Origin of the sequence: Parabacteroides sp. ASF519 (assembly GCF_000364265.2) — a bacterium.
In the GTDB taxonomy this organism is placed as follows: Bacteria; Bacteroidota; Bacteroidia; order Bacteroidales; family Tannerellaceae; genus Parabacteroides; species Parabacteroides goldsteinii.
In genome coordinates this window covers 1,825,252-1,838,330 of the sequence record NZ_AQFV02000006.1, presented here as the reverse complement: position 1 = coordinate 1,838,330, position 13,079 = coordinate 1,825,252, and the positions used below count along the sequence as shown (strand labels likewise).

The window sequence follows — 13,079 nt, the reverse complement described above, 5'->3', positions numbered from 1 at the left end:
ATTGAAAATTGAAAATTAAGATTATCCTAATTGCCAATCGCCAACTGTCAACTGTCAACTGTCAACTGAATCGTTACAGCGTGCAAATGTATAATAAATTAATGAGCCCTATAGCTTTTATTCCCCTAAAAAGAGTTTACACCAGTTATCAAAACGTATTACAGTATCTTCTCCGTACTTTGAAAGGCCCTGTTTTACCTTCTCAACGGACTTTTCCTTATCCAGTTTTGTCTTGCTGTAAAACTTATCGGCAAAACAGATCAGCTGTTCTTCCAACGAAACCGGCACCATTACACGTGAAGGAAGCGGAAGATGCCGCTCCTCTATCATTTCACGGGTTATACCGGTCCCGGTATGCCGTTCGCAAACCAATGCGTGGCGGGGAAAGCCTTCTTTACGCATCAGGTCAGCTCCCAGATAGCCGTGACAGATGTATTCGGCATCCCCAAAACAGCCGATCTCCGGAGCATTACACAAGAAAATGCCTATATCATGCAGCATAGCGGCTTCTTCTATGAACGGAATGTCCAGATTCATTTCCGGATGCATCCGGGCCAGGTTCAATGCTTTGTCGGCAACACTCCGGCTATGGGTAACCAATATATGATAAGCATCCGATTCTGCCGGATAATATTTTGAGATAATATCAATAGGATTCATTTTATCCATACCTTGTTTTAAGTTAATCCGGTTGCGAAGATACAGATATTTTATATTGGCTATCCAGTATACGGCTGATAAAATGCTATCCTCTGCTTCCGAGGCTATTCAGGTCGGGGTTGATTTCCTTGACGGCGTCTTTCACCTCTTTTTTTGTTACTTCACCGTCTGTTGCTACCTGTTGTACCGGATACCGATCTTCTTTGTGATCCAACACTAATGCTTCGGTTTTCGCTTTTTCTTTGATCTTTGGAAGTTTTGTTGTCATATGATTATTCTTTTTGTTTATATTAAATCAACACGAAATCAAGTATGATGGTTCAAGGCAAACATGTTAAATAGAAACACATTTAATCCTTTCGTTGCTTTAAAGAGACGAACATTTGCTACTTTTGCAGATAATAAACAGTAGGAAACGGATTATGAAAACAGTTTTCAGGCTTACACTTTGGTTTATCGGCATATTGCTCATGCCCGGATTACAAGCCGCAACAACTCAGGGGCCTTTGGTTTTAGGTGCCGAGCGTATGGATGTGATTACCCGCTTGCTGAAAGACAAACAAGTGGGACTGGTTATCAACCAGACTTCTATTCTGGAAAAACAACAGAAACATTTACTGGATGCCCTGGTTGAAAAAGGCATTCAAGTGAAAAAGGTTTTTGCACCCGAACATGGTTTCCGGGGAACAGCCGATGCCGGAGAAGAAGTAAAAGACAGCCGCGACCTGAAAACCGGCATTCCCATCGTATCCATTTACGGCAAAAACAAAAAACCGACAGCCGAACAGTTGAACGGGCTGGACGTTATCGTATTCGACATCCAGGATGTGGGAGCCCGTTTCTATACGTATATAAGTACCATGCATTATGTCATGGAAGCATGTGCGGAAAACGGTGTCGAGTTTATCGTACTCGACCGTCCGAACCCTAATGATTTTGTAGACGGCCCGATCCGTCAGAAAGGTTTTGAATCGTTTGTCGGTGTCGATCCTATCCCACTATTGCACGGCCTGACGGTCGGCGAACTGGCCTGGATGATCAACAGTGAAGGCTGGTTGAAAAGCTCTCCGGACAGTTGCAAACTGCATATCGTTAAAATGGAAAACTGGAAACATGGCGATCCGTACTGGTTGCCGGTCAAGCCTTCGCCTAACCTGCCAAACGACCAGTCGATCCGCCTATATCCGTCGTTATGCTTCTTCGAGGCAACCAACGTCAGTGTCGGACGCGGTACTTACTATCCGTTCCAGGTGATCGGATACCCGGACCGGAAATACGGCGATTTCGCATTCACTCCTGTTTCATTGCCGGGCTTCGATACGAATCCTTTGCAAAAAGACAAGGAATGCTACGGCATCGACCTCCGGGAATATCCTTTCGAGGGAGGATTGACCCTGCGCTTTTTCCTGGACTTCTATAATAAGGCGGGAAACGAACAGGCTTTCTTTTTCTCCCGTCCGCAATGGTTCGACCTGCTGGCCGGCACCAAAGAACTCCGTTACCAGATTGTCAGAGGACTGACAGAGGAGGAAATACGTGAGAGCTGGCAGCCGGAACTGGACAAGTATAAACAAATGCGAAAAAAGTATTTATTATACCCGGATTACCGATCTAAATAAGACTACCACTTTCCACGAATCAACCGCCCATCATCGGTGATTCCTTCTATCACGACAGAAAAGGGGGCTTCGCTATCAGCGGTATAAAATTCAACCGAAGCGTTGCCCTGCTTGTCGGTTTGTACCTTCGGGTTCCAATAAAGAGTTGTCCGCAAATCAGGCATCGGATTCTCTTTTTGTTGCATGGTCTCATATTTAGGGGAATAGAAAGCAGCCGGTTTCTGATAACCTAACAAATGGATTTGCCCAACGTTTTTAGGTATATAATTCGCCATAGATATGCCTTGCCTCATTTTGATAGCAATAAAATAAGCGCCAGTCATAGGAAACCAAGCCAATCCTGCTGTTCGATCCCGGTTGATATCAATCTGTTCGATATCTTTCAAACTCAACGTTTGTATCAACTGATTCTCCATGATAGAGTCATTTACCGGAAATTCATTCAAGACAACCCTTACTCTATTACCCGGATCATCACCACGATAGTAAGGCACTACATTCTCTTTAAAATACAATCCTGGAAACCTTGACAACAAAAAAGTCTTTAAAGACATATCCGGCACCTGTTCTATCTCTTCTTGCCGAATAGTTATACTTCCCTGTATCGTTTCATAAGGGGTTTTAGGGGCTTTCCTCTTTTTGGCAGTCACCACCACATCTTCCAAAAACACACTACGCAAGCCGTTTTCATAACTTACTCGCCGGTTGGATTTATCCATGAAACTGACATCAACCGAAACATTTTCAGCCAATGGCCGACCAGCAACGTGCCTCTCTTCCATGAAAGGCCATGCTTGTTCAACTGCCGGATATTCTTCCGGAGAAAGAGACAATAACACATTAGAACTTCCTTTGGGAGAAACGGCATGTACACTATAAAGCGTACTATCAGGAAATTCAAACGGACTGAAGTCAAAACATCCCTCTTCGTCCGTCTTCACCTCTTCCAGTACCCCCTGATCCGGTATGTTCACCGTCACTTTCGCTCCTTTCACGACCTTATTTCCTACCAATCGTTTCACATCACCGGTGAGACGCTGATATAACTCCGGAGCAATCGCCGGTGTTTGGTAATCGGTAACTAGTGCTTGCTCCAACCGGTAACTCCTCCAGCCTTGCGTCAACATCAGCAAATCCAAACCCTCCCTCCTGAAAGGTTCATCCGAATAGAAATACCACCCCGGCTCTTCGATATACCCTTTCAACTCAGAAGTCAACAATAAGGAAGTATAAATCGTATAGGTAGAATCCGGCAATAGATCCTTGGTATCAGTCACTGACACCGAAAAACTTCCGGTTAACGGATTCCCCGACACATCTTGCAAGGCGACAGACAGGTTTACCTTCTCCCGCCAGCCGTACGTTCCTTTATCCGGACGAAGCAAAAGGCAAGCCTGGTCATCATTCTTTACAAACGCCAACCGTTCACAGAGGATGTTCCCTGCCGAAGAAAGCAAGACAAAATGCAACACGCCAGAGGCAATCCCCTCTTGCTTAATGCGTACCGGCTTTTCCACATCTATTTCCCGCGCCAAAAGAGGAAGCCCCCGTTCATGAACCAAAAGAGTAAATGGCCGGGTGGTTTCATTCAAAGACTGCCCGCCTCGAATGGAAAACAACATAAGCCCCCCTATTTTCTATCACATTCAAAGAAACCACATCCTGATGGGCTACCGGCAAATCAAAACGACGGGTGACACCGGCTTCCGAAGTACACTCGGCATAATATTTCTTTCCCGCTTCCGGTATCCAATTAAAAGCCCCCATACCGGCATGGGTTGTTTGGAATTTACAGACTACGTTGCCGGACTCATCTTTCACGATACCGGACACCTCTTCCGACTGCCCCAAACTATTCAGTGCCTTGAACGCCATCTTCGACAAAACACCGGCAGGCAGATTACCTCCTTCGGGTAAGAAGTCTACATGATAATCAGCTTCCGGTAGATCCACAGGCAGAAACTGCTGAAAGTTGGCAGCTTCCAACTTGACAACTTTCTGTTTATAGTCGTCCGGAGTGATCTTGAAATGGCATTGCCCATCTTCTGTCCAGTAGTCAATCTTGCCTTTTTCATCAAAGAACGAGACATTTTCCAGTTTAATCATTTGCCGGGATGTCATATTCTTTAAGCCCACAACACCTTTAACCTGTTTTTGCCCCGCTTTACCACTGAAATCAACTTCGGCTTTAACTGATTTACCTAACGCCTGAACGACCCGGACCGGTTTCCGGAAAAAGAATGACTCTCCACTATTCTCCATATAACGGGTATATGCCCGAATCGTATATTCACCACCTGGTAAATCAATATCCAATGGCAAATAGCCATAATACAAACTATCCGTATCCTGTCTGATTTTCACACGATTCACAACATTCCCGAACGGATTGACCAATTCGGCATACACATACCGGCTCGTCTTTTCCGGTTTATTATCCAACGCATTCACCAAATAAGCACGAAACCAAAGCGTATCACCTCCCATATACAATGAACGATCGGTATGTAAATGGATCTTTTCATTCGGAAACAAACAGGTCTGTTGCCACAAACGCCCCGCTACTGTATCAGGAAAGAGTTGTGCTTGTGCAAAGACTGTCATTACGACAGACAACAAGAGATAAAGGATATATCTGTTCATAACCTTGGTGTTTTATATTGTTCTTTATATATGGGGGGCAAAATAACTATTACCGGACGCAGACAACGCGGAATCCGCAGAGTTACATAGACTATTTTATTAAAAATCATATTGTCTGCGTTATTCTGCACTCTGTCAGCGTATTCCACGTTTCTTAATACAGTTTTTAATATATCACCACAAATTTTACAAGCCTATTAATTTTATAATTACGGATTAAAGATTTCTGGAGGTAATTCACTTTTTGATATTTCATGTGTTTCAAAATGAGAATTACCAGTTTTTATATCAACATTTCCTTCAGAATACAAATAAATTCTACTATAACCAATATTATACTCTTTATACCGACTTATCCATAATTTCAAAAAAATAGTATTTCCCCATTCACATTTATAATAAAGAGTTGAGTAATAAGTCGCTCCATTACAAAAACAACGTATAGGACCTCCACCATTTATACTATATTCCGTACCTCCAAAAGCATAAACAACATTGCCCTTTTCATCCAAATCATAATAAACTTTTATAGGTATTTGATTACAAACATTTGACCAACAACTTCCAAAAGTAGCATATACCAACAATGACCCACTTGATACAGCCCTAGTCATAACTCTAGGTAAAAACACAGGAGAAAATACATATAAATTACCAAACGGTATTACTTCCATTTGTCGTTTTTCTTCGGTTTGTGGAAATTGTGAATAAATATCCAAATCTTCTTGAAGCTGTGCAATTTCAACCTTTGTCAAAGGAGTAGTTCTTGCGCTCTCTAAGACTTTAGGCGAAACTATCCACCCGGCTTCCTCTGCCATCGCTTTCAACTGAGCTATGTTTTCTTCATTCTGATTAACCTCCTGATCCAAGACCGGATCATTCACTTCTGTACAACCAACCAACATCGATACGGTTAATAATACCAAACTAAAAAATCTTGCCTTCACAATAATAATGTATTAACGATTAAACAATACGTGGTCCACAAGCTGCATCACTCCACTTACCTGCCACTGATGCAGCCAGGCAAAAGGAACTTTCTTTGAGTTTGATACGGGATGGATGTTATCATAATTTAGCTCCTGTTTTTTTAATCGCTTTAAATATAAAACAAAAAAAAACACAAAACAAAGGAAACCGTACCCAAAAACGCTCTCGGCCGAAAGAAAACGGGTCAAGAACTATTCTTTTTCGACCAAATGCCGTTTCTACCGACATAAAGCAATTTTATCACCCCTCACTCTTTCTTTGCTACAATCCACTGTATTATAGAATAATACAACCAGGTAAAAAAAATGAAAACGAATGTGCCTACCCGTATGAAATATCCCCGGTAACATTACTATCAAAGAGGAGATAAAAGAATCCCACCCTTCAAACCAATTGGAGAAGTCGTTACTGTTTTTTCTTTACAAAATGGATATGGATGTGACAGATGTGAAGTTTTTTACCCCCCCATTGTAAACTTCGCGAGAAAATAAATAAAATATGACCTCTCTTTAAAGAGACCACATATTTTATTTATACATTTAGAAAGTTTACAAAACACCCCTCACTGTCTTCACCACCTTCACACCTGCACTTGTCAATTACGAAATGGATATAAATCCAAAGACTGGAACAGTCATTTTAACAATGCCCATTGTTAGGTTGCTTGAATGGGCATTATAAGGTAACTTGGATGGGCATTATAACGACCTTAGAATGGGCATTGTTAAAATGCACCCATAGGAATCTGTCTTTTCCTTTTCTTTCCCTAAAATCGTACCTCTGATAAATAAAATTTAAATAAACACTCGATTTAATACCACTAACGGGGGCTATACAACCATTGTTCTAGAAGAACTATGGTTCTTTTAGGTTACAAATTACATATTAAATTAAAATAACAAAAAAATGCATCGCTTTATTTGATTTCTTTTATAAAACTCCGTTTATATAAATGAGAAAATATATAGAGCATTTTTCCAATTTTATTATTGTAATATAGAAATGTACCTTCAACCATAGTTCTTCTAGAACTTGTTAAATTAACAAATAAACTAAATCAATTATGTTGAAAAACTTCAAGCCAATTGGTCTATTATTGTTGGCCGGAATGACATGCTCACCTGCGAGTATGCTTGCCGATACCCTTCCCATTAGACCAAGCGTAAACATCACCCAACAAAATGGGAAAGTGACGGTTATTGTAGAGGATGATTTCGGCCCTGTCACCGGAGCATCCGTAGTTGTAAAAGGCACAACAAATGGTAATGTTACCGATTTAGATGGTAAAGTTGTTTTGGAAGATGTCAAAAATGGAGCAACTATCCAAATTTCGTTTGTAGGTTACACTACTCAAGAAGTCAAGTACACAGGGAATCCTAACTTAAACATCAAACTTCAGGAAGACTCCCAAGCACTAGATGAAGTTGTAGTAACAGGTTTTGCCGGTGTTCAAAAAACAAAAACTTTGACAGCAGCAGCCGTTAACGTAAAAGTCGAATCAATCGCTAAATTACCAGTAACCTCTCCTAGTGACGGATTAGGTGGACGTGTATCTGGTATCATCACACAGGCACGTTCAGGTGCTCCGGGTGAAACTTCCAAAATTTGGATCCGTGGCGGTAGCCAAATCTTGTATGTAATCGATGATGTTGTAATGGAAACGGAACAGGGTGAAGTATTCTTCAACCGCCTGCGCCCAGATGATATTGCTTCTATGAGTATCTTGAAGGACGCATCTGCTACTGCTGTATACGGTCCACGTGCAAAAGACGGTGTTGTGGTAGTAACTACCAAAAAAGGACAAGAAGGTATGCTGGAAATATCAGTAAGCCAAAAGATGACCATGATGACACCTTCCTATAAGTTTAAGCCCATGAGTACTTGGGACTATGTGAACAAGAAAAACGAATTGTATGCTGCCAGCATGGCTGAAAGTCCCGCATACAATGCAACGGAAATGTCCAAATATTATATGTACCACCTTTCTTCTCAGGGATACGGCCGTCAAGAAATCACCGACATGGTGAATCAAAAATACGGTTTAGGATATACACTAGATGAAATAAACGACTATTTTAACCCATTTAAAACACAAGGCGGAGACATTGAAAACTACTATGGTAACTATGATCCATGGGATTGGTTTGATCATGTTCAACCTATGTCGCAAACCAATGTGAGTGTAAGAGGTGGTAGCGAAAGAGTTAGATACTATTCAAGTTTGGGATACATGAACCAATCCGGTATCAGCGATTCCTACAATTACGAGCAGTATAACGCCATTGTCAACACCGACGCCTATTTGTTGAAAGACAAAAGTTTGAAATTCACATTGAATTTAAATGGCGTAATGGCTAAGAACAAAAAACCGTACGGAGGAGATAACATTTTCAACAACGTCTTGATTGAGGACAATGAAATGAACAAGATCCCTCGAAACTGGACAACCGGTTTAGAAAGGAATAATAGTTTAGATGCTCGTTTACGAACAGGTTTCAATAACACAGATGACTATCGTTTGCAAAGTAACATCGGTTTAAAATGGAGTTTGCCCTGGATAGAAGGATTATCTGTTAGTACAAGTGTCAACTTCAACTACAGTAATTCCATGAACAAGACATTCGAACACCCGCAAATAGGTGTGTACAGTGCTCCATATTCAACTCAGGAAAACAGCTACAACCCGAATAATGCCAAATTGTCTCAAACCTGGAATAATTATTCATTGACAACTGGTATTGTCCAGGCCGACTACGTTCGTTCATTCGGTAAACATAACCTGAGCGCGATGCTCAACTATACCAGCCAAAAGAGAAGAACCAATTCGACAATGGCTAAAAAGTATGGTTATCCTGCCATCTACAACACGCAGATAAACGGTGGATCGACCATGGACTCTATGAATGGTGACGAAGGCTTATGGGGCTCTGCGTCTCTGGTTGGTCGTGTCACTTACGATTACGACAGCAAGTATATGTTACAATTGAGTGCCAACTATAACGGGTCATTGTGTTACCATCCGGATAAACGTTGGGGATTCTTCTATGCAGCATCTGCAGGTTGGATGCTTACAGAGGAAACCTTCATCAAAGACATTCTGAACACTGACTTAATCAACTCATTCAAGATTCGTGCCGGCTACGGTATTGTAGGTAACGAATTGTCAAAACCATTCAGCTACATGAACCAATATGGTTTGTCTAAAACCATTCTGTTAGGGGAAAACATGGGAGCTAGTACAGCTTGGACCGAAACCAACGTGTCTAGTAATCTGACTTGGGGTGAATCACAACAAATCAGTGGTGGTGTTGATTTCAGTTTCTTGAAAGACCGTTTGTCCGGATCATTCGACACCTATCTATACCTAAACAAGGGTGATGAAATTGACATGAACCCGGAATTGACCTATACTCCGATCTTAGGTTTGCCTAATACTCCGAAAATGAATGCCCCTTACGTAACAACCCATAAAGGTGGTGTGGAATTTTCTTTAAACTGGAACGACCGTATCGGTGACTTCACCTATAGAGTCGGTGCAAACTATACACATTGGGAAGAAGTTACAGTAAGACATGCAGATAAAAGTACAGATTATTACTATGCCAACCTAAACGATTTGGGTGTAAATGCTCATGCTGAAACTTATAACATCTCATGGCAGACAAATGGTATTTTCACTTCTTACGATGATATGTATAACTCGTATCTGCATTTCAAACGTAATCACACAGTCGGTACATTCCGCATGGACGACCGCAACGGTGATGGTGTGTTAGGTATTGCCGACTATGCATATAATACAGGTGGAGGAACAACTCCTCAGACGTTGTATGGTATCACATTAGGAGCAGGATGGAAAGATTTCAGTTTCGAAATATTCCTTCAGGGAGCAACAAGTGTTTCCGGTGACGTTACATCTCCGGCCCGTTCACAACAGGATTATTACTGGAACTATGGTAAATACTTGTTCCAGGAATCTTATACGCCGAGTAACCCTATTACCAATAAACTTCCGTTGCCAACCAATTCCAGCTACGGATGGGGATATAACTATGTAGACGTATGGGGATACGATGCTTCATACCTGAAATTAAAGAACATCAGTGTTAGCTATGATTTGAAACGTCGCGTTCTTAAGAACGTAGATTATATTAAGGGATTAAGTGTAAACTTCATTGCAAACAACGTTTGTACTTGGGTTAAGAAAAGCAACCCATTCAGTAACATGACAGACCCGGAATATCTACCAGCCAACTCTATTTGGGGTGGCAATAAATTGGGTAGCTATCCGACTCAACGCTCATTCACATTGAGTGCTACATTAACATTGTAATACAATTAGAACAAAAACAAAATGAAGAAATTAAATATATTAGCCTTATGCGCTGCGGTTTGTCTCTCCAGCTGTGATCCGTTGGGTATAGAACCGACTAACAAAGTAGGCGAAGAACAATTCTGGTCAAATGCCCAACTGACCCGCACTTTTGTCAATCAATTTTATTTGTGGAGTCCGGCCGGCGCCAACCAAGCATTCCAAGCCGAACAATGGTCCGACAATGCTTGTGGTAATATCGACCGCGATCAAAATACGTTCCGCCAATATAGCTTCAACAACAGAGAATACGATGAGCTTAACAGTGTCACTGGTTTAATCGGTGCACCTTGGGATGCCGGTTATAAAAATATCCGTCAAGCGAACTTGGCTATCGAACGTATCCCAGAAGTTCCAAACATAACTGATTCTGAACGCGCTCAACTATTAGCAGAAAGCTATGCTTTCCGTGGACTATTTTATGCCGACATGGAAAGATATTGGGGTATCATGCCGATTGTCACTCAGTCGATGACCATTTTCGATGAGACCATGCTGCCGCAAAACAGCCGCGAAGAGGTATTCGATCAGATTTTATCAGATTATGACAAAGCGTTGGAATACTTCAAGCAGACAACTGCCGCACCCGCTTTAGGATTGATAAACGAGTCGGCCGTACAAGTATTAAAATCGCGTTCGGCATTAGCAGCTGCCTGTGCTGCCGAAGCTTCAGCAAAGGGTCTTTATGATAAGCTCTCAGGATCTGCTGAAAGTAAAACGCTTTACAAATTCTCAAAAAATGCAAACCATTACTATCAGCAGGCTTATGACGCTGCAAAATCTGTGATCGGTAAATATCAACTAGATCCAGATTATAGCAATCTGTTCAATACATCCAGCGGACACCAATCGGTTGAAGCTATTTGGCCGGTCATGTTTAACGAAGCAAACAGAGCTGAATTCAGCCCGATGAAACAATCACATCCGGAAGGACGCATGTATGGTGCAACTACCGACTTTTCTCCTAATTGGGGTGGCGATCGCGGTGGTTCATACCCTACACAGGATTTGGTTGACTGCTACTACCAAAAAGATAAAGTAACCGGCAAATGGATGCAATGGTGGAAAACAACTCAAGCAAAAGAAATGGGTGTTGCCAAAAATGCAAACGGAGAATGGGCTGCTGAAAGCGAAAACTACCTCCAAATGTATACTGACCGCGACAAACGTTTTTATGCAACAATCGTTTACGACAGTAGTTATTTTGCCAACAGAAACGAACTCCGTTATTTAGTTCGCACATGGATTGACTTATCGGAACCAACTCGTTCGGAAAAATATAGCGCACTTCACACCGAATTCAGAAACTCTGAAAAGTTAGCTGTTACAGGACGTGCACAATCAACTGTAACAAGCTATTATCCTACAAAATACACTGTAGGTCGTTTTAATGAGGACGGAACAGTCAATTACACACAATCTGCGCTTTCTTATTTCCAAGTTCGTTACGCAGAAGCACTGCTAAACTATGCAGAAGCTGCCTATAAACTGGGAGGCAAAGAAAACGAAGTTCGCGATGCAGTTAATCAAATCCGCAATCGTGCAGGTTTGGATAACTTTGATGAATCGGCAGTTGGCCACAATCTGTGGGAAGAATACAAATTGCAACGCCGTATCGAGTTTGCATTCGAAGTTCCCGGATTCCGTTACTTCGATTTGTTGAGATGGGGTGAATCAGAAGGTAAAACAACCATTGAAGAGTTAAACAAATCATCCAAAGGTATGTTTATTTTCCGCAAAGGTGTTGAAAGCACAGAAGTAGAAGACAATGGTTATTTGGCATCCAAAGATGACCCTAAATACTTCACTCCTCATTTCGATATCCGTCCGATCACTTCACTAAGTGGTAATGTGGTTTATTATGAACGTAAATTTAATGATGCTGTATACTATAAATTACCTTTTGCTCGCACAACATTGGATGTAAACGGTAATTTTGTTCAAAATCCTGGATGGGAAAACAGAAGTTATCAATAATATATACAAAAGAAATTATGAAAATAAAGAATTTATTATTTGCCTTTATATTTGGTATAACAACCCTTACCAGCTGCCAAAGCGGCATTGTTTGGGATGAAGTGCCCGAATCAGTTTATTCAAATCTTGAATTAGCTGGAGCCATGGTTAGAAACCGTCCGCGTGAACTTTTCGTAAACAAAGTATGGCAAGTCAACCATAATGACGGAAAAGGGCAATGGTTGGAAAATTATCTCGCTCGTTCTGTTATGGATGCTATCGAGAACGGTATTGAATATACTAACAATACCGGAGCACCGATGACAATATTGAACAAGACATTAGCTGCTGGTGAAACAATGAAAGTCAATAACACAAAAGAAATTGTTGATGACAGTTCTGCCCCGGAAGGAAAAAAACATATCATTCATGTTTTCACATTAGACAAAGTTGAATACATAACACCCAACAAAGGTCACTTGTTTGTTAAATCGGCATTCGACTCTGAAAGTGTGAAACCAACAGCTTATTATGAAGAAGTACAAGATGGCATGTTCCGTAGTGTCATTATGCCAGTGAAAATAAACGAAATGGTATTAGAATTTATTCTTGACGATCAAGGAGCATGTAGAGTTGATCCGGTTAACGGAGCACCCAAGTTAGGTACACCGGGCGATTTTACACAACCACGTCAATACTTAGTGACAAACACTGCTATTCGTCCAGACGGAGCTCCGGAATACAAACGCCTGTATGAAATTCAAGTACATGTGTTGCCTGCAACTTCGGAAGAAGCATATAAATGGACCTCAGGTTCCATTTAAATCATTAATTACAAG

9 protein-coding genes are annotated in these 13,079 nt (G+C 41.3%); 4 read left to right on the top strand and 5 right to left on the bottom strand.

Features of this window, described 5'->3' with window-relative positions:
• Nucleotides 1-117: 117 nt before the first annotated feature.
• Both C825_RS07145 and C825_RS07140 read right to left on the bottom strand, forming a co-directional pair.
• Nucleotides 118-660, bottom strand: coding sequence for an HDIG domain-containing metalloprotein (locus C825_RS07145; protein WP_007654918.1), 543 nt, complete (start codon nucleotides 658-660; stop codon nucleotides 118-120).
• Between the two features lie 85 nt (nucleotides 661-745).
• Complete coding sequence (locus tag C825_RS07140) at nucleotides 746-928, bottom strand: hypothetical protein (RefSeq protein ID WP_007654920.1); 183 nt, start codon at nucleotides 926-928, stop codon at nucleotides 746-748.
• Nucleotides 929-1,082: 154 nt separating this feature from the next.
• Here C825_RS07140 and C825_RS07135 point away from each other — a divergent pair, with 154 nt between their 5' ends.
• Nucleotides 1,083-2,279, top strand: coding sequence for an exo-beta-N-acetylmuramidase NamZ family protein (locus tag C825_RS07135; RefSeq protein WP_010801978.1), 1,197 nt, complete (start codon nucleotides 1,083-1,085; stop codon nucleotides 2,277-2,279).
• Nucleotides 2,280-2,281: 2 nt separating this feature from the next.
• Here the strand turns inward: C825_RS07135 and C825_RS07130 are convergent, their stop codons facing one another.
• The 3 genes from C825_RS07130 to C825_RS07120 all read right to left on the bottom strand — a co-directional run bounded on the left by C825_RS07130 (nucleotide 2,282) and on the right by C825_RS07120 (nucleotide 5,869).
• Nucleotides 2,282-3,901, bottom strand: coding sequence for a TonB-dependent receptor (locus C825_RS07130; protein WP_010801977.1), 1,620 nt, complete (start codon nucleotides 3,899-3,901; stop codon nucleotides 2,282-2,284).
• A complete protein-coding gene (locus tag C825_RS07125; protein ID WP_010801976.1) occupies nucleotides 3,864-4,922 on the bottom strand; it encodes an MG2 domain-containing protein in 1,059 nt (352 codons plus the stop codon). The genes C825_RS07130 and C825_RS07125 overlap by 38 nt, the downstream gene beginning before the upstream one ends.
• Before the next feature lie 209 nt (nucleotides 4,923-5,131).
• Nucleotides 5,132-5,869: a hypothetical protein gene (locus C825_RS07120; RefSeq protein ID WP_007654928.1), complete on the bottom strand. Its 738-nt coding sequence runs from the start codon at nucleotides 5,867-5,869 to the stop codon at nucleotides 5,132-5,134.
• A gap of 1,106 nt (nucleotides 5,870-6,975) precedes the next feature.
• Between C825_RS07120 and C825_RS07115 the strand changes: the two genes are divergently transcribed.
• The 3 genes from C825_RS07115 to C825_RS07105 are packed head-to-tail and all read left to right on the top strand — an operon-like array spanning nucleotide 6,976 to nucleotide 13,064.
• Entirely contained in the window at nucleotides 6,976-10,245 is a 3,270-nt protein-coding gene (locus C825_RS07115) for a SusC/RagA family TonB-linked outer membrane protein (RefSeq protein WP_007654929.1), read from the top strand.
• Nucleotides 10,246-10,266: 21 nt separating this feature from the next.
• Nucleotides 10,267-12,261 carry a RagB/SusD family nutrient uptake outer membrane protein gene (locus C825_RS07110; protein WP_010801975.1) on the top strand — a complete coding sequence of 665 codons (1,995 nt, stop codon included), beginning with the start codon at nucleotides 10,267-10,269 and terminating at the stop codon, nucleotides 12,259-12,261.
• Nucleotides 12,262-12,278: 17 nt separating this feature from the next.
• Nucleotides 12,279-13,064 carry a DUF5018-related domain-containing protein gene (locus tag C825_RS07105; protein ID WP_007654933.1) on the top strand — a complete coding sequence of 262 codons (786 nt, stop codon included), beginning with the start codon at nucleotides 12,279-12,281 and terminating at the stop codon, nucleotides 13,062-13,064.
• The last annotated feature ends 15 nt before the right edge of the window (nucleotides 13,065-13,079 follow it).

Coding starts and splice junctions, on each gene's coding strand:
- C825_RS07145 (WP_007654918.1), bottom strand. CDS start 660: ATGAATCCTATTGATATTATCTCAAAATATTATCCGGCAGAATCGGAT.
- C825_RS07140 (WP_007654920.1), bottom strand. CDS start 928: ATGACAACAAAACTTCCAAAGATCAAAGAAAAAGCGAAAACCGAAGCA.
- C825_RS07135 (WP_010801978.1), top strand. CDS start 1,083: ATGAAAACAGTTTTCAGGCTTACACTTTGGTTTATCGGCATATTGCTC.
- C825_RS07130 (WP_010801977.1), bottom strand. CDS start 3,901: ATGTTGTTTTCCATTCGAGGCGGGCAGTCTTTGAATGAAACCACCCGG.
- C825_RS07125 (WP_010801976.1), bottom strand. CDS start 4,922: ATGAACAGATATATCCTTTATCTCTTGTTGTCTGTCGTAATGACAGTC.
- C825_RS07115 (WP_007654929.1), top strand. CDS start 6,976: ATGTTGAAAAACTTCAAGCCAATTGGTCTATTATTGTTGGCCGGAATG.
- C825_RS07110 (WP_010801975.1), top strand. CDS start 10,267: ATGAAGAAATTAAATATATTAGCCTTATGCGCTGCGGTTTGTCTCTCC.
- C825_RS07105 (WP_007654933.1), top strand. CDS start 12,279: ATGAAAATAAAGAATTTATTATTTGCCTTTATATTTGGTATAACAACC.